14 protein-coding genes and 3 tRNA genes are annotated in these 16,363 nt (G+C 74.9%); 7 read left to right on the top strand and 10 right to left on the bottom strand.

From position 1 onward, the window contains the following. Positions 1–27: 27 nt before the first annotated feature. The 5 genes from GA0074704_RS09870 to GA0074704_RS09850 form a co-directional block, all read right to left on the bottom strand. Entirely contained in the window at positions 28–1,080 is a 1,053-nt protein-coding gene (locus GA0074704_RS09870; protein WP_088970223.1) for an ROK family protein, read from the bottom strand. A gap of 74 nt (positions 1,081–1,154) precedes the next feature. Then, positions 1,155–1,949, bottom strand: a complete 795-nt coding sequence (locus GA0074704_RS09865) for a putative protein N(5)-glutamine methyltransferase (RefSeq protein WP_088970222.1) — start codon at positions 1,947–1,949, stop codon at positions 1,155–1,157. 335 nt (positions 1,950–2,284) lie between these two features. Next, positions 2,285–3,424, bottom strand: coding sequence for a cystathionine gamma-lyase (locus GA0074704_RS09860; RefSeq protein ID WP_088970221.1), 1,140 nt, complete (start codon positions 3,422–3,424; stop codon positions 2,285–2,287). Beyond that, positions 3,421–4,428, bottom strand: coding sequence for an NAD(P)H-dependent glycerol-3-phosphate dehydrogenase (locus tag GA0074704_RS09855; protein WP_088970220.1), 1,008 nt, complete (start codon positions 4,426–4,428; stop codon positions 3,421–3,423). Before GA0074704_RS09855 ends, GA0074704_RS09860 begins: the two co-directional genes overlap by 4 nt. Then, positions 4,425–5,162 carry a lysophospholipid acyltransferase family protein gene (locus GA0074704_RS09850; protein ID WP_088970219.1) on the bottom strand — a complete coding sequence of 246 codons (738 nt, stop codon included), beginning with the start codon at positions 5,160–5,162 and terminating at the stop codon, positions 4,425–4,427. The genes GA0074704_RS09855 and GA0074704_RS09850 overlap by 4 nt, the downstream gene beginning before the upstream one ends. A gap of 116 nt (positions 5,163–5,278) precedes the next feature. On the opposite strand from GA0074704_RS09850, the gene cofC reads away from it, so the two are divergent. Genes cofC through GA0074704_RS09825 form a run of 5 tightly spaced genes read left to right on the top strand, consistent with a single transcriptional unit; the run spans position 5,279 to position 10,931 of the window. Then, a complete protein-coding gene (gene cofC, locus GA0074704_RS09845; protein WP_088970218.1) occupies positions 5,279–5,917 on the top strand; it encodes a 2-phospho-L-lactate guanylyltransferase in 639 nt (212 codons plus the stop codon). A 40-nt stretch (positions 5,918–5,957) separates the two neighbouring features. Further along, positions 5,958–6,155 (top strand): cold-shock protein, encoded by a 198-nt coding sequence (locus GA0074704_RS09840; RefSeq protein ID WP_088970217.1) that lies wholly within the window; start codon positions 5,958–5,960, stop codon positions 6,153–6,155. Between the two features lie 51 nt (positions 6,156–6,206). After that, a complete protein-coding gene (locus GA0074704_RS09835; RefSeq protein ID WP_088970216.1) occupies positions 6,207–8,534 on the top strand; it encodes an RNA degradosome polyphosphate kinase in 2,328 nt (775 codons plus the stop codon). A 19-nt stretch (positions 8,535–8,553) separates the two neighbouring features. Continuing rightward, positions 8,554–10,068 carry a CYTH and CHAD domain-containing protein gene (locus GA0074704_RS09830; RefSeq protein WP_088970215.1) on the top strand — a complete coding sequence of 505 codons (1,515 nt, stop codon included), beginning with the start codon at positions 8,554–8,556 and terminating at the stop codon, positions 10,066–10,068. Beyond that, positions 10,056–10,931, top strand: a complete 876-nt coding sequence (locus GA0074704_RS09825) for an NUDIX hydrolase (RefSeq protein WP_088970214.1) — start codon at positions 10,056–10,058, stop codon at positions 10,929–10,931. Before GA0074704_RS09830 ends, GA0074704_RS09825 begins: the two co-directional genes overlap by 13 nt. A 79-nt stretch (positions 10,932–11,010) precedes the next feature. Here the strand turns inward: GA0074704_RS09825 and GA0074704_RS09820 are convergent, their stop codons facing one another. Then, the gene (locus GA0074704_RS09820; RefSeq protein ID WP_172880884.1) at positions 11,011–11,688 is read right to left on the bottom strand and encodes an HU family DNA-binding protein; all 678 of its coding nucleotides are present in this window, start codon (positions 11,686–11,688) and stop codon (positions 11,011–11,013) included. Positions 11,689–12,239: 551 nt separating this feature from the next. Between GA0074704_RS09820 and GA0074704_RS09815 the strand changes: the two genes are divergently transcribed. Next, entirely contained in the window at positions 12,240–12,926 is a 687-nt protein-coding gene (locus tag GA0074704_RS09815) for an IclR family transcriptional regulator (RefSeq protein WP_088970212.1), read from the top strand. Between the two features lie 225 nt (positions 12,927–13,151). Here the strand turns inward: GA0074704_RS09815 and GA0074704_RS09810 are convergent. The 4 genes from GA0074704_RS09810 to GA0074704_RS09795 all read right to left on the bottom strand — a co-directional run bounded on the left by GA0074704_RS09810 (position 13,152) and on the right by GA0074704_RS09795 (position 14,602). Continuing rightward, positions 13,152–13,224: transfer RNA gene (locus tag GA0074704_RS09810), tRNA-Glu, on the bottom strand. Positions 13,225–13,410: 186 nt separating this feature from the next. Continuing rightward, positions 13,411–13,483, bottom strand: a tRNA-Glu gene (locus tag GA0074704_RS09805). Positions 13,484–13,619: 136 nt separating this feature from the next. Further along, positions 13,620–13,691, bottom strand: a tRNA-Gln gene (locus tag GA0074704_RS09800). A 107-nt stretch (positions 13,692–13,798) separates the two neighbouring features. Next, positions 13,799–14,602, bottom strand: a complete 804-nt coding sequence (locus GA0074704_RS09795; protein WP_088970211.1) for a fumarylacetoacetate hydrolase family protein — start codon at positions 14,600–14,602, stop codon at positions 13,799–13,801. 150 nt (positions 14,603–14,752) lie between these two features. Here GA0074704_RS09795 and GA0074704_RS09790 point away from each other — a divergent pair, with 150 nt between their 5' ends. Next, positions 14,753–16,339: a hypothetical protein gene (locus GA0074704_RS09790; protein ID WP_157743636.1), complete on the top strand. Its 1,587-nt coding sequence runs from the start codon at positions 14,753–14,755 to the stop codon at positions 16,337–16,339. Positions 16,340–16,363 lie beyond the last annotated feature (24 nt).

Here is a 16,363-nt window from a genome sequence, read left to right as displayed (position 1 = left end):
CGAGCGGACCGCGTCGTCGAGCCTCGGCTAACCGCCGACCAACGGCTCGGGAGCCGGCTGGGCGCGGAGCGCCTCCACCGCCGCGATGGCCACCCCTCGCGCACCGGCCATGTCCCGCTCGGGCACCAGGGCGAAGGTCGCCACCTCGGCCTGCTCGTCACGGAGCACGGTGTGCTCCCGCACCGTGGCCAGGAACCAGTCCCGGAACTCCGGCGCCGCCTCCACCACCCCACCGCCGACGAAGTACGCGTGCGGGTCGGTGAAGTTCGCCGCGATCGTGAAGAGCCGGCCCAGCGCCATCGCCTGCTGGGCGAAGACCTCCCGGGCCAGGGCGTCGCCCCGCTCGCCGTACCCCCGGACCAGCTTCGCGGCCCGGGCCGGCGGCTCGGCGGCGAGCGGGTGGCCGGGGTGGCGGGGCAGCCAGTACGGCAGCAGGTTCCGCTCGATCGCGGTCAGCGAGGCGACGCTCTCGGCGTCCCCGGAGAAGCCGCAGGCGCAGGTCGGCACCGCCTGGCCCGGGCCGAGTAGGCCGGTGAGCGGGATGTGCACGTGGCCGAACTCCCCGGCCATCCCGGCCGCGCCGGTGACCACCCGGCCGCTCTCCACCACCCCGCCGCCCAGCCCGGTGCCGACGATGGCGGACACCGAGGACCGACGCATCGCATCCGGTCCGAAGTGGACGTGGTGGGCGTAGAGCGCCGCCGCGTTGCCGTCGTTGTGGTAGACCACCGGCAGGCCGAGCCGCCGTTGCAGCGCGCCCCGCACGTCGAAGCCGCGCCACTGCGGGTGGGCGAAGTTGGTCGAGCCCCGGGAGGAGATCACCCCGGTGGCGCTGGCCGGGCCGGGGGTGTCCAGCCCGACCGCGCGGACCAGCTCACGCGGCACTCCGGTGGTCGCCAGCACCCCGTCGAACGCCCGGGCCAGCGCCTCCACGGCGACCTGCGGACCGGAGCGCACCTCGCTGGGCGTCTCCATCAGCCCGTCCACCAGGAACCGGCCGTCGAGCGTCAGCACGGTGGCGTTGTTGCTGGTGCCGCCGTTGTCGAGGCCCACCACCACCGGGACGCCCACGCTGCCCACCGCGCCACCTCTCCCCGTCCGAACCGCCTGACGTGAGGTTAATTCCCCGTTCGCCGGCCCGCCACGCTCCGGCGCTACCCGGGACCGCGGCGGGCGGCGACGGCGGTGGCACCGAGGTCGTCGTCGTGCAGCACGGTCGGGGTGAGGCCGTGCCCGGCGAGCACCGCGCAGAGCGTCGGAGCCTGCCCGCTGCTCGCCTCGACGACCAGGTGACCGCCGGGCGCGAGCCACCGCGCCGCCCCTGCCGCCACCCGGCGCAGCACGGCCAGCCCGTCCGGCCCGCCGTCGAGCGCCACCGCGGCCTCGTGCAGCCGCGCCTCGGGCGGCAGCAGCGCCACCGCGTCGGTCGGGACGTACGGGGCGTTGGCCACCACCAGGTCCAGCCGGCCCCGCCAGCTCTCCGGGGCCGGGTCGAAGAGGTCACCGGCCCACACGTGGACCCCGAGCGGGGCCAGGTTGCGGCGGGCGCACGCCACCGCCGCCGGGTCGACGTCCACCGCCCCGGCCCAGCGGGGGCGCACCAGCGGGGCCAGGGCCAACGTGGCCGCGCCGGTGCCGCAGCACAGCTCGACCATCGCGGGGCCCGGTGCGGTCCGCTCCGTCGCCGCCCGGACCAGCAGGGCGGTACGTCGGCGCGGGACGAACACCCCCGGGTCCACGGCGACCCGCAGGCCGTCGAACTCGGCCCAACCGAGGAGGTGTTCCAGGGGTTCACCGGCGATCCGGCGTTCGACCAGGGCGGCCAGTGCCGCCGGGGAGTCGGCGGCGGCGATCAGCAGCTCGGCCTCGTCCTCGGCGAAGACGCAGCCGGCGGCGCGGAGCCGACGGACGAGGGCGGGACGGTCGGGGTGGTGCGGGGCGGATGCCATGGGAAACCTTCCGGGAACGCTCGTCGGCGCTCCCGGGGCCGCTATCGCGACCCGGACTCGGGAGGGAGCGCCGGTCCTGCTGACTGACGGATCGGACTCACCTCCTCGGGGTCGAGGCCCCGCTCCGGGGCCGCCATGACGATAGCCGTTCCCCCCTTCGCTGCGCGCCCCGGCTCGGCCCGGTCGGCGGCGGAACTTTTGCGAGCGTGATACCTCAGAGGAATTTTGATGACTCTGAGGTATCACGCTCGCAACGGAGTTCACTCCCGGCGCGGAGGGCCAGCCGAGCGGCGCGGCGGGCCGAGCGGCGCGGCGGGCCGAGCGGCGCGGCGGGCTCAGCCCGGGGGCGGGCCGGCTGCGTCCAGCGCGGCGACGATGTCCGCCACCAGGTCGGCCGGGTCCTCCACCCCGCAGGAGAGCCGGACGAAACCGGGCGCGGTGTCGTCGCCCCACTGGGCCCGCCGGTCGGCGGTGGTGTGCAGGCCACCGAACGAGGTGGCGGCGCCGACCAGCCGGGACGCGTCGAGGAAGCGGGCGACCCGCTCGGCGTCGCCCAGGTCGAAGGAGAGCACCCCCGGGATCCGGCGCATCTGCTCCGACGCCACCGGGTACGCCGGATCCTCCGGCAGCCCCGGCCAACGCAGCCCGGTCACGTCGGGACGCCCGGACAGGGCCCGGGCCACCGCCTCGGCGTTGCCGCTCTGCCGGCCCAGCCGCAGGTCGAGGGTGGCCAGCGAACGGTGGGCCAGCCAGGCGTCGAACGCACCCGGGACGGCGCCGGTGACGGTCCGCCAGGCGGTCAACGGCTCCAGCAACCCGGCCGAACGGGTGGCGACATAGCCGAGCAGCAGATCGGAGTGCCCGGTCAGGGCCTTGGTGCCGGAGGCCACCACCAGGTCCGCGCCGAAGTCCAGCGGGCGCTGCCCGAGCGGCGTGGCGGTGGTGTTGTCGACGGCGACCAGCGCCCCGGCGGCGTGCGCCCGGGCGGTCAGCTCGGCCAGGTCGACCACGTCGAGGCCGGGGTTCGCCGGCGTCTCCACCAGGACCAGCTTCACCCCGTCGAACGACGGGTACGGGCCGGCGGTCGGGGCGAACAGCACCCGTACGCCGATGCCGGCCAGGGTGTCGGTGGCGAAGGCGCGCACCGGGAAGTAGCCGTCGGCGGGCAGGACCACGGTGTCACCGGGTCGCAGCAGGGCCAGCAGCAGGCCGGTGATGGCCGCCTGCCCGCTGGCGAAGACCCGGCAGTCGCCCCCCTCCAGCTCCCCGACCGCAGCCTCCAGCAGCCGCCGGGTGGGGTTGTCCGGGCGACCGTAGCCGTTGGCCGCCGCCGACGGGCCCTGCCACGGGTCGAGGTGGTACGGCGCGGCGAAGACCGGGCCCGGCAGGAACGGCTGGCCCGGCACCGGATCCGGCAGCCCGGCCCGCACACTGCGCGTCCCGTCCCCCCACCCCGCGTCGGTCGTCCCGCTCATTCGTACGACTCCGGCTTGGCGGTCCGGCTCATCAGGGTGTCCACGGCCAGCCGCGGGTCCATCCCTTCGTGGCAGATCCGCTCGATCTGCTCGGTGATCGGCATCTCCACCCCGTGCGCCCGGGCCAGGTCCCGGATGGCCAGGCAGCTCTTCACGCCCTCGGCGGTCTGCCGCGTCGCCGCCTGCGCCTGCTCCAGCGTCTCGCCACGACCCAGGTGCTCGCCGAAGGTGCGGTTGCGGGCCAGCGGCGACGAGCAGGAGGCCACCAGGTCGCCCATTCCGGCCAGGCCGGCGAAGGTGATCGGGTCGGCGCCGAGCGCCACGCCCAGCCGGGCGGTCTCGGCCAGCCCCCGGGTCATCAGCATCGCCCGGGTGTTGTCGCCGAAACCCATCGCCGTGGCGATGCCGTACGCCAGGGCGATGACGTTCTTGACCGCCCCGCCCAGCTCGCAGCCGATCACGTCGTCGTTGGTGTACGGCCGGAAGTACGGCGTCCGGATCGACGTCTGGACCAGGGTGGCCCGGCCCGGGTCGGTGCCGGCGACCACGGTGGCCGCGGGTTGCTCGGCGGCGATCTCCGGGGCGAGGTTGGGACCGGAGACCACGACCACCCGGTCACCGGTCACCCCGGCGGTCTCCACGATCACCTCGCTCATCCGCTTGGTGGTGCCCAGCTCGATCCCCTTCATCAGGGAGACCAGGGTGGCGTCGGGGTGCAGGTGGGGCACCCACTCGGCGAGGTTGCCGCGCAGCGTCTGCGACGGCACGGCGAGGACCACCAGCTCGGCGCCGGTGATCGCCTCGACCGGGTCGCCGGTCGCCGACACCCGGTCCGGCAGCAGCAGCTCCGGCAGGTACTCCGGGTTGCGCCGGTGGACACGCATCGCCTCGGCCACCGGAGCCCGACGGGCCCACACCGTCACGTCCCGGCCGGCGTCGGCGAGGATCTTGGCGAACGCGGTGCCCCAGGAGCCCGCTCCGAGCACCGCCACGTGTCCGCTCACGCTGCCGCCTCCGGGCGCTGGTCGGTGGGCCGGATCCGGCCGGGACGTTCCCACAGGGGCGGCGGTGTGCCGCCCCGGATCTCGGCGAGCATGTCGCGCAGCCGAAGCATGATCGCGTCGGTCATCTCCTCCAGGGTGGCCCGGGTGGGGGTGGCCCCGGCCCACCGGCTCAGGTCCACCGGCGGGCCGGCCACCACCGTGACCGGGATCCGCGGGCGCAGGCTCAACCGGTTGGTGCGCGGGTCGAAGATCTTCTCCGGCCCCCACATCGCCACCGGCACGACCGGCGCGCCGGTCGCCAGCGCGAGCCGCGCCGCCCCGGTCTTGCCCTTCATCGGCCACATGTCGGGATGGCGGGTGGTGGTGCCCTCCGGGTAGATCACCACGGCGCCACCCGCGTCGAGCGCGGCGACCAGCTTGTCCAGGGACTTCACCGCGTCGACCGTGCCCCGCTCCACCGGGATCTGCCTGCACCGGTGCAGGATCCAGCCGATCACCGGGACCCGGAACACGCTGGCCTTGCCGAGGAACTGCGGCCAACGGCCGGAGTCGTAGACGAAGTGGGCGGAGACCAGCGGGTCGGCGTGCGAGAGGTGGTTGGGCACGATGATGACGCCGCCGGGCTCGCGCAGGTGTTCCGTACCCCGCCAGGTGCGCCGGGTCCAGACGGTCATCACGGGCTTGACCAGCACCACGGCGAACCGTTGCCAGAATCCCAGCCTGCGCCGTGTCACCCTGCCTCCTCATTGCCCGCGCCCGCACCCGCGGTGTGGTCCGCTGGGAAATCATGCCTGCTCGCCCCGGGTCCGGCCAGTGAGGGTACCGCCGCCGGCTGGCAGGATGTGATGCCGTGCGTCAGCCGACCTGGACCGTGGTGGTGCCGGTGAAGCGCCTCGACGTGGCGAAGAGCCGGCTGCGGGGCGCCCTGCCGGTCGTACCCCACGAGGACCTGGCCCTGGCTCTGGCGGCCGACACGGTCCGCGCGGTGCGGGCCTGTCCCGCGGTCGCCGAGGTGCTGGTGGTCACCGGCGACGACCGGGTCGCGGCGGAACTGGCGGCGGCGGGGGCCCGGCTGGTGCCGGAGCCGCCGGGCGGCGGGTTGAACGGCGCGTTCCGGCACGGCGCGTCCGTGGCCACCGGCGGGCGGTGGGTGGCCGGGCTGACCTCCGACCTGCCGGCGCTGCGCCCGGCCGAGCTGGCACAGGCGCTCACCGCCGCCCAGGACGGGCCGGCCGGGGTACGCCGGTTCGTGGCCGACGCCCCGGGCACCGGCACCGTACTGCTGGCCGCGCCGCCGGGCGTACCCCTGGAGCCGCGCTTCGGGGTCGGCTCGGCGGCGGCGCACGCGGCCGGCGGGGCGGTGCCGCTGGCCGGGGCCTGGCCGACGCTGCGCCGCGACGTGGACACCGCCGCCGACCTGGCCGCCGCCGCCCGGCTCGGGCTCGGCCCGGCCACCGCGGCCCTGCTCGACGCCGCCCCCGCCGGCTGAGCGCACCGGCCGCCGCCGCCCACCGGTGTACGGTGCTGGCATGCAGGGCACCGTGGCGACCTACGACGCGCAGAGCCGCAGCGGCCTGCTGCTCCTCGACGACGGCACCGAGCTGCCGTTCCCCGCCCGGGCCTTCGACGCCTCGGGCCTGCGGCTGCTGCGCCTGGGCCAGCGGGTGCGGGTGGACGTCGACGCGCAGGGCGAGGTGGTCCGGGTCACCCTGCCGACGATGGCGTGATCCCGGCCCAAGTTCATTTTGCGTTAACCCGGATCGGGTGATTATGGGCTGGTGAGCACCCCTCGCAAGGACCCCGCCAGCCAGCCGTCCCCCACCGACCGACCGCAGCCCGCGCAGTCTCGCAACGGCGCCCGCCGCCGCGGCCCCGGCGGCCGGTTCAGCCGGCCACCGCACCCGGCGGTCTCCGCCGAGCCGGCCGGAGCCCCGCCCGGGGGCGCCGCCGACCTGGCCGGGCTGCAAGCCGGCGCCGCCGACTCGGCCGGCCTGGAAGAGGTCCTCGACCCGGCCGCGCCGACCGACGCGCCACCGGCCGCCGATCCGCTGCCCGCCGACCGGTTCCTCAACCGCGAGCTGTCCTGGCTCGACTTCAACGCCCGGGTGCTGGCGCTGGCCGAGGACCCGCGCACGCCGCTGCTGGAGCGGGCGAAGTTCCTGGCCATCTTCGCCAGCAACCTCGACGAGTTCTACATGGTCCGGGTCGCCGGGCTGAAGCGCCGGCTCTCCGCCGGCCTGCCGGTGCGCGGCGGCGACCGGATGCCGCTGCGCAACCAGCTGGAACTGATCTCCGAGAAGGCCGCCGACCTGGTCACCCGGCACGCCAGCTGCTTCGTCGACGACGTGCTGCCCAAGCTCGCCGCCGAGGACATCCGGATCGTCCGCTGGACCGAGCTGGACGCCGCCGAACGGGAACGGCTGCGCACCTACTTCCGCGAACACATCTTCCCGGTGCTCACCCCCCTCGCCGTGGACCCGGCGCACCCGTTCCCGTACATCTCCGGGCGGTCGTTGAACCTGGCCGTGGCGGTCCGCGACCCGGGCGGCGGGTCGGAGCTGTTCGCCCGGGTGAAGGTGCCCAACAACGTGCCGCGGTTCGTCCGGGTGGACCGGGAACGGCCCGGGGTGCGGTTCCTGCCGGTGGAGGACCTGATCTCGGTGCACCTGGGGCAGCTCTTCTCCGGCATGCAGGTGGTCGAGTGCCACCTGTTCCGGGTCACCCGCAACGCCGAGGTGGAGGTCGACGAGGACCGCGACGAGGACCTGCTCCAGGCTCTGGAACGGGAGCTGGCCCGCCGCCGCTTCGGACCGCCGGTACGCCTCGAGGTCGCCGCCTCCATCTCCGACCACATGCTGGAGCTGCTGGTCCGCGAGCTGGACATGGACAGCCACGACGTGCTGCGGGTCCGCGGCCTGCTCGACCTCTCCGCGCTGTGGCAGGTGTACGGCGAGGCCGACCGCCCCGACCTCAAGGACCCGCCGTTCGTACCGGCCACCCACCCCCGGCTCACCGAGGGCGAGGTGCCGCGCAGCGTCTTCGCCACCCTGCGCGACGGCGACGTGCTGGTGCACCACCCGTACCACTCGTTCGCGACCAGCGTGCAGCGCTTCGTCGAGCAGGCCGCCGCCGACCCGAACGTGCTGGCCATCAAGCAGACCCTCTACCGGACCAGCGGCGACTCCCCGATCGTCGACGCGCTGGTCGACGCGGCCGCCGCCGGCAAGCAGGTGGTGGTGCTGGTGGAGCTGAAGGCCCGCTTCGACGAGGTGGCCAACATCGGCTGGGCGCGCACCCTGGAACGCGCCGGCTGCCACGTCGTCTACGGCCTGGTCGGGTTGAAGACGCACTGCAAGACCGCCCTGGTGGTACGCCAGGAGGGCAACCAGATCCGGCGGTACTGCCACATCGGCACCGGCAACTACCACCCGAAGACGGCCCGGCTGTACGAGGACTTCGGCATGCTCACCGCCGACCCGGAGATCGGCGCCGACCTGACCGACCTGTTCAACGTGCTCACCGGCTACAGCCGGCAGACCGCGTACCGGCGGTTGCTGGTGGCGCCGCAGGGCATCCGCAGCGGCCTGATCGAGCGGATCGAACGGGAGATCGCCCACGTCCGCCTCGGCATGCCGGGGCTGGTGCAGTTCAAGGTGAACGCGCTGGTCGACGAGGAGATCACCGACGCGCTGTACCGGGCCTCCCGGGCCGGCGTGCACGTCGACCTGATCATCCGCGGGATGTGCACGCTGCGTCCCGGCGTACCGGGCCTGTCGGAGAACATCCGGGTCCGGTCCATCCTCGGCCGGTTCCTGGAACACTCGCGTGTCTTCCGGTTCGGCAACAACGGGGAGGCCGAGTTCTGGATGGGCTCGGCGGACCTGATGCACCGCAACCTGGACCGCCGGGTGGAGGCGCTGGTGCAGGTCAGCGACCCGGTCGCCCGGGCCGAACTGGACCACGTGCTGACCTGCGCGATGAGCCCGGAGGTGGACGCGTTCGAGCTGGCCGCCGACGGCAGCTGGACCCGGCGTACCGGCACCGACACGCCCCTGGTGCACCTGCAGGAGACGCTGCTGCGCCGCGTCGGCGGCACGGCCGGCTGAGCGGCCATAGGGTGGCGTGATGGTCGAGGAGGAACGCAAGTACGAGGTGGCCGACGACTTCGTGCTGCCGGACCTGTCCCCCGTGGCGCCCGCCGGCGGCGCGGTGCGGACCGTGCCACCGGTGACCCTGGTCGCGAGCTACGTCGACACCGCGGACCTGCGGCTGGCCCGGGCCGGTGTCTCGCTGCGGCACCGGGAGGGTGACGCGCTGCCGTGGACGGTGAAGCTGCCGACCGGCGCCCAGGGGGTGCGGCACGAGATCTCCCGACCCGGCCCGCCCGGTGAGCCGCCGGCCGAGCTGGCCGCTCTGGTCACCGTGCACGCCCGGGGCGCCGCGCTGGGTCCGGTGGCGGTGGTGCGAACCGTGCGGGACGCGTACGAGGTGTGCGGGCGCGACGGCGCGGTACTGGCCGAGGTGGTCGACGACCGGGTGACGGTGCTCGACGCCGCGGGGCGGACCACCGACGCGTTCCGCGAGCTGGAGGTGGAACGCAAGGCCGGTGACCGGGCACTGCTCGACGACGTGGGTGCGGCGCTGGAGGGCGCCGGGGCGCGGGGCGGGGCGTTCGTCCCCAAGCACGTCCGCGCGCTCGGCCCACGGGCGCAGGAGCCCGCCGATCTGGTGGCCCCGGCCGGGTTGCCGGCGGTGCCGACCGCCGGGGAGGTGGCCGTCGAGGCGGTCCGCGACGGGGTGGCCCGGATCCTGGCGAACGACCCGCTGGTGCGGCTGCGTGCCCCGGTCGGCGACGACGACAGCGCCGTACACAAGATGCGGGTGGGCTGCCGGCGGCTCCGCAGCGCCCTGCGGACGTTCCGCCGGCTGCTGGAACGGGAGCAGGTCCGGCCGCTGCGCGCCGAGCTGACGTGGCTGGGCGAGGTGCTCGGTGCGGCCCGGGACGCCGAGGTGCTGCGGGAGCGGCTTCGGCGTACCGCCTCGGCCGACCCCACCTGCCCGGTGCCGCCGGAGCCGGTGGACGCCCTGGACGCGGCCCTCGCGGCCCGCCAGGAGGCGGCGCTGGCCGCCGTGGACACGGCCCTGCGGTCCCCGCGCTACCTGGCGCTGGTCGACGCGCTGGTGTCGGCCGCCGGGGAGCCCCGGCTGCGGGCCCGGGCGGCCCGGCCGGCACGCAAGGCGCTGCCGAAGCTGGTCGCCAAGCCGTGGCGGACGCTGACCGAGCAGGCCCCGGCGCTGGCCCCGGACGGCCCGGACGACGAGTGGCACGCGGTCCGCAAGGCCGCCAAGCAGGCCCGGTACGCCGTCAGGGCGGTGGCGCCGGTGGCCGGCGCGGACGCCCGCAAGCTGGGCCGGGCGCTGGCCCGGGTGCAGGACCTGCTCGGCGAGCACCAGGACGCGGCGGTGGCCGGCCGGACCTGGGTGGCGCTGGCGGCCGAACACCCGGACGGCCACGGCCTGGCCGTGGCCGCGGGGCGTTTGCTGGAACGGGAACGCGGATCGGTACGCCGGGCCCGCACCGACTTCCCGGCGGCCTGGCGGCGGGCCGGCCGCAGGAGCCGGACCCGATGGCTGCCGTGACCCGCATCCACGCCGCCGGCGGCGTGGTCTGGCGCCCGACCGACGACGGCGTGCAGGTGTGTCTGGTGCACCGCCCCCGCTACGGCGACTGGTCGCTGCCGAAGGGGAAGCTGGAGCGGGGTGAGCACCCGCTGCTGGCCGCCGTCCGCGAGGTCGCCGAGGAGACCGACGTGCGGGCGGTGCCGCAGGTGCGCCTGCCCACCGTGGGCTACCGCAGCGAGGGACTACCCAAGACGGTCGACTACTGGTCGATGCGGGCCGTCGGCGAGGGCGGTTTCCAGCCGGGCACCGAGGTGGACGACGTCCGCTGGCTCCCGGTCGACGACGCCGTGCGCCTGGTCAGCTATCCGCACGACGCGGAGGTGCTGGCCACGTTCGCCGCGCTGGCCCCGGTGACCGGCGCCGTGGTGCTGGTCCGGCACGCCCAGGCCGGCAAGCGGGCGACCTGGTCGGGGCCGGACACCGGCCGGCCGCTGGACGCCACCGGGCAGGTGCAGGCCCGCCGGCTGGCTCCGCTGGTCGCCGTGGTCCGCCCGGTACGCCTGCTCTCCGCCTCCCCCCGGCGTTGCCGGCAGACCCTCGATCCGGCGGCGGCGCTGCTCGACCTGCCGATCGAGGTGCTGGGCGACCTGGACGAGCCGGAGCCCGGTCAGCAGCCCGACGAGTGCCGGTTGGCCGTGGCGGCCCGCCTGGCCGAGCTGGGCGGCGCGGGTGAGCCGGTCGGGGTGTGCAGCCAGGGCAAGGTGATCCCGGGTGCGTTGGAACTGCTGACCGGCCGGGCGGACGACTTCACCACGCCGAAGGGCGGGGGGTGGCTGCTGGCCTTCGCGGGGCAGCGGCTGGTCGGCGCCGACCGGCTCTGACCGGCGCCGTCGGGTCACGGGCCGGGACAGGGCTGAGGGCGCCCACCGTGACGGTGGACGCCCTCGGACCCGGACGCGGTCAGCGCTTGGTCGCTGCCTTCTTGGCCGGAGCCTTCTTCGCCGGGGCCTTCTTGGCCGCCGTGCTGCGGCTGGCCGCAGCGGTGGTCTTCTTCGCCGCGGTGGACTTCGCGGCGCTCTTCGCCGGCGTGGCCTTCTTGGTGGCCGTGGTCTTGGTCGCCTTGGCCGCCGTGGTCTTCTTGGTGGCGGCGGTGGTCTTCTTCGCCGCCGTCGCCTTGGCGGTGGTGGTCTTCTTCGCCGCCGTCGCCTTCGCGCCGGTGGCCTTCGCTCCGGTCGCCTTCGCGCCGGTCGCCTTCGCACCCGTGGCCTTGGCGCCGGTGGCCTTCGCCCCGGTCGCCTTGGTGCCGGTGGTCTTCGCCGCCGCGGTGGTGGTCTTCTTGGCCGGCGCGGCGGCCTTCGCCACCTTGCCGCTGGCCACCATCTCCTTGAAACCGGCCCCCGGGCGGAACGTCGGGACGGAGGTCTTCTTGACCTTCACCGCCTCGCCGGTCCGCGGGTTGCGCGCTGTTCGGGCGCCCCGGACACGCTTTTCGAACGCTCCGAATCCGGTGATCGCCACCTTCTCGCCCTTGGTGACCGCCGCCTGGACCTCAGCGAGAACCGCGTCGAGCGCGGCCGTCGCCGTTTTCCGGTCCCCCAGGCGAACGGCGAGCGCCTCGATGAGCTCGGCCTTGTTCACGACTTCCTCCCGATTGTGCAACTGACTCGACGCGAGCCATTCTGCGCGCACGGTATGCCCTGCGCTGCCGGGACACAAACATTCGGTGGAAAAAAGCCCTTGTGTCTCAAGGGATTCACCCACGCAGGCCGCCGAGCAGGGGCGAAAACCGAGGCCCAGTCAGGCGTACGGGGTCCGGTGGGGCGGGGCCTGGCGGCGGCAGCGCGTACGGCAGGTCCAATGTCGCGTGGCCGGCCCGTGGCGACGGGTTCCCAAGAGCCGTACGGGTAAATGGTTCCGGCCCCCGCAGCAGCACCGGGAATCATGCAGACGAATACTCTTCATCGCCGTTCGCAAATGGGATCGGTCGCCGGGCGGTGGCCGCGGCGAGGGCTTCGCCGGTGGACGCGGAACGGGTTCGATGGTCCATGATGGAGCGACAGGATGCGTCGATCCGGTGCGGCAGCGGCCGGGCGCCGCCACCGGCGGGCGGTCGAACCGAGCGTGACGCGGCTCCCACGATCTGGACATCCTAGATTCTGGGAGGTATGTTTCGGCTCGTGGGACACAGCATGAGTGGCGTGGGCGTACTCGACAAGGCGGTGGTCATCCTGGCCGCCTGCGTCGACGGCGCCAGCCTGGCCGAACTCGTCGAGCGCACCAAGCTGCCCCGGGCCACCGCGCACCGGTTGGCCCAGGCGCTGGAGATCCATCGCATGCTCGTCCGGGACACCCAGGGCCGATGGCGTCCGGGCCCGCGCCTGGGTGAGCTCGCCAACGCCGCGCCCGACGTGCTGCTGACGGCGGCCGAACCGCTGCTGGCCGCGCTCCGGGACGCCACCGGCGAGAGCGCGCAGCTCTACCTGCGCCGGGCCGACGAGCGGATCTGCGTGGCCGCCGCCGAACGGGCCAGCGGCCTGCGGGACACCGTCCCGGTGGGCTCCGTGCTGCCCATGACGGCGGGTTCCGGGGCACAGATCCTGCTGGCCTGGGAGCCCCCCGAGGCGGTCATGCCGCTGCTCCCCCGCTCCAAGTTCACCGGCCGCACCCTCGCCGAGGTGCGCCGTCGGGGCTGGGCGCAGAGCGTCGCGGAACGGGAGGCCGGGGTGGCCAGCGTCTCCGCCCCGATTCGGGACCGCACCGGCCGCGTCATCGCCGCGATCAGCATCTCCGGCCCGATCGAACGCCTCGGTCGCCGCCCGGGCGAGCGCCACGCGATGGCCATCGTCCGCGCCGGTCAGCGCCTCTCCGGCCTCTGACCCGCGCCACCGGACGGTCGGCCGGGGCCGGATCCGCCGGCACCGCCGGACGGACCGGGCGCAGCCGGTTCGCTCGGTGCCCGGCACGCCGTGCCGGAGCCTCGACAGCGAGGCGCCAGACCGACCGCAGGTCGCCGGCCGCACGGGCCGGCCTGCGGCGCCGGACCGCAGTGCAAAAAAGCGACGAGCCCGCCCCACCGAAGTGGGACGGGCTCGTCGCAGATGTAGCCCCGACCGGATTCGAACCGGCGCTACCGCCTTGAGAGGGCGGCGTCCTGGGCCGCTAGACGACGGGGCCAGAACTTTTGCTGCATCACCGCCCTGGCGAGCGGTGCGGCAGTAGTCTATCGGAATCCGATGGCTCCCCTGCGGCGGGGGTGGGCCCGCACGACAGGACGCCGGGACGCGCGAAGACCGGCCGGCGCAGCACCGAACCGGGACACGAAAAAGCCCGCCCCACCGAGGTGGGACGGGCTTCGCGCTGTAGCCCCGACCGGATTCGAACCGGCGCTACCGCCTTGAGAGGGCGGCGTCCTGGGCCGCTAGACGACGGGGCCAGAACTTTCGTTGCTCCCCGACCCTCGCGGGCAGGGAAGCTGCACTCTATCAGAGAACAACTCCGACCCCTCGCGGAGGCCGGAGCTGAACTCGGAAGAATCCAGCGGCCAGAGGATCTCGCGACCCTCGGCAGCGCTGGGGTACCAGGACTCGAACCTAGACTAACTGAACCAGAATCAGTCGGGCTGCCAATTACCCCATACCCCATCGGCGCCTTGCGGTGCCGGGAAGAAACATTACCCTCCCGGCGCCGCCGAGGCCAAATCGGGCCCCCGAAACTACCCCTGACCTGCGGGTTCAGGGCCCGATGCGGGTCATGCGACCGGGACCACCGGGTTGGTCAGTTCCCCGATGCCCTCGATGCGGACGCTGACCGTATCCCCGTCGGCGAGCGGGCTAACCCCTGCCGGCGTGCCGGTCAGCACCACGTCGCCCGGGAGCAACGTCATCACGTGGGAGATGTACGACACCAGGGCCGGCACGTCGAAGACCATGTCCTTCGTGCGACCCAGCTGGCGTACCTCCATCTCCTCCGGGTTGCGACCCACCTCGCAGCGGATCTCCAGGTCCCGCACGTCCAGCCCGGTGGTGATCCACGGGCCGATCGGGCAGAACGAGTCGAAGCCCTTGGCCCGGGTCCACTGCCCGTCGGAGCGCTGGAGGTCCCGCGCGGTCACGTCGTTGGCGCAGGTGTAGCCGAAGATGGCCCGCTCGGCGGCGGCCCGGTCGGCGCGGCGGGCGCCCGGGGCGCCGATCACGACGGCGAGCTCGGCCTCGTGCTCGACCTGCTTGGAGAAGACCGGCAGCCGGATGGCGTCCCGGGGGCCGATCACCGAGGTGGACGGTTTCAGGAACAGCAGCGGCTCCTTCGGCACCTCACTGCCGTGTTCCGCGGCGTGCTCGGCGTAGTTGCGGCCGACGCAGACCACCTTGCTGGGCAGGATCGGCGAGAGCAGCCGGACGTCCGACAGCGCCCACCGCGCGCCGCTGAACTGGATCGAGCCGAACGGGTGACCCTCGATCTCGGCGATGGTCAGCCCCTGCGGGCCGGCCTCCGGCTCCCCCTCGACGACCCCGAACGACATTCCCTTGGCATGAGCAAAACGAGCGATACGCACCAGCTCAATGTAGCTCCCGGCGACGGCACGGGCGGGCGGGTCGGAGCCGAGGCACCCTACGTCACCCGTCGGCGGCAGGGGTGGGAATCGCGACTTCGTACCCGCTCGACGTGACCGCGCCCCTAGCGTCGGCTCCGGAGGTTCGTTCGTATGCCTGCATCGAGACGACACCACAGGGCCCTCGCAGTGCTGGTCAACTGCCTGGGCGTCCTCGCCGCCGTACCGGCGGTCCACCATCCCGCGCCGCACGCCGCGCCCGTCGCGGCCGCCGTGCCCGCGCCGGAGCCACCCGCCCCGGAACCGGCCGCGCCGGCCCCCGGCGGCGCCGCGCCGGCCCCCGGCGGCGCCGCTCCGGCCGCACCGGCGGCGCCCGAGCCGGGCGGACCGGCGCCCAACGCGCCCGCACCGGGCGGGCCGGTGCCGGGCGGGCCCGCGGCGGCGGCGACCGATCCGACGGTGCCCACCGGGGCCGCCGTTCCCACCGGGCCCGCGGCTCCGGCCGGCTCGGCCGCGCCCCGGGCGAACCGCTCCGGAACGGCGAGCCCGCCGTCCCGGCCGCTGGTCCGGGCCATCGCGCCGGGAGCCGTCACCGTGGCGGTGAGCCCGGCCCGGACGCCCGCGCCGGGCTACCGGATCGACGTGCGCAACGCCAGCGGTACGCCGGTGCCGGCCACCGTGCGCCAGGAGGTGCCCGACGGCACCCGGGCCACCACGGTCACCGCCGGCGGAACGGCGACCCGGGCGGCCGGGCGGGCCACGCCCGGTGAGATCACCTGGCAGCTCACCCTGCCCGCGCGGAGCACCACCACCCTGCACACCGCGCTCTCCATCCCGCCGCCGGGCCGGGCGGTCACCGCACCGGCCTGCGCCCTGAGCGAGGACGGCAGCCAGCCGTACGACTGCGCCACGGCGACCTGGTCGGGCGGTACGGTGCCGGCGGCGTCGGTGACGCCCGCGCCGACCTGGCGGCGTACCCCGGTGCTGCTCGCCGCCCTGACCGCGGCGCTGGTGATCACGGCCGGTGCGCTCTGGTGGTGGCAGCGCGGACGTCGCCGTCGCGCCACCGCCTCGCCGGGGTCGGGGTACCCCCCGGCCGGCCCGGCCCGGTCCGCGCCGGCCGGTGGCCCCGGGACGCCCCTGTACTCCGGCGTACCGGTGCGGGGCAGCGTCTATCCGCAACCGGCGGCGCCCGGTCCGTCCCGGCGGCGGCGCACCCCGCCGGTCTGGCTGGCGGTCGGGGTGGCCGCGGCGGTCCTCGCCGGAGTGGTCGGCGCGGCTGCCTGGACCGCCACCCAGCGGGTGGCCGCCATCGACACCCAGAAGCAGCCGACCAGCGGCGCCTGGGTGGGACAGACGGTCAACGGGCCGATCGGGGCGCCGCTGCGGGAGACCGCGTTCGAGTTCACCGTCTACCGGGTGGCCTGCGCCGCCGCGGCGACGGCGGTCAGCGACCGGGAGTGCCAGGCCACGGTCGGCGTGCGCAACCTCACGCCCGAACAGCAGACCTGGCACGGCCAGCTCCAGCGGGCCTACCTGCCGGGCGGCACCTGGGTCAGTGCCGACGAGGCGGCCACCCGGGCCGCCAACCAGGGGCGGGACGTCTTCGCCGAGCCGGTGGCGGCGGGCAGCCGGAAGGTGCTGCCACTGGTCTTCACCGTCAACGGCACGGACGCGCCCAGACAGCTCGAACTGCGCAGCGGGGTGTTCTCCGCCGGGGTCCGGGTGGACGTGCCCTGACCGGGGGCGGGGCGGCGGTCGTAC

The sequence above is a fragment of the Micromonospora siamensis genome, from assembly GCF_900090305.1.
GTDB lineage: Bacteria > Actinomycetota > Actinomycetes > Mycobacteriales > Micromonosporaceae > Micromonospora > Micromonospora siamensis.
This window is presented reverse-complemented; position numbering and strand designations above follow the sequence as displayed.

Bases quoted from the DNA above. Each gene is read 5' to 3' on its own strand.
- GA0074704_RS09865 (WP_088970222.1), bottom strand. From the start codon at position 1,949: ATGGCATCCGCCCCGCACCACCCCGACCGTCCCGCCCTCGTCCGTCGG.
- GA0074704_RS09860 (WP_088970221.1), bottom strand. From the start codon at position 3,424: ATGAGCGGGACGACCGACGCGGGGTGGGGGGACGGGACGCGCAGTGTG.
- GA0074704_RS09840 (WP_088970217.1), top strand. From the start codon at position 5,958: ATGCAGGGCACCGTGGCGACCTACGACGCGCAGAGCCGCAGCGGCCTG.
- GA0074704_RS09830 (WP_088970215.1), top strand. From the start codon at position 8,554: ATGGTCGAGGAGGAACGCAAGTACGAGGTGGCCGACGACTTCGTGCTG.
- GA0074704_RS09825 (WP_088970214.1), top strand. From the start codon at position 10,056: ATGGCTGCCGTGACCCGCATCCACGCCGCCGGCGGCGTGGTCTGGCGC.
- GA0074704_RS09815 (WP_088970212.1), top strand. From the start codon at position 12,240: ATGAGTGGCGTGGGCGTACTCGACAAGGCGGTGGTCATCCTGGCCGCC.
- GA0074704_RS09790 (WP_157743636.1), top strand. From the start codon at position 14,753: ATGCCTGCATCGAGACGACACCACAGGGCCCTCGCAGTGCTGGTCAAC.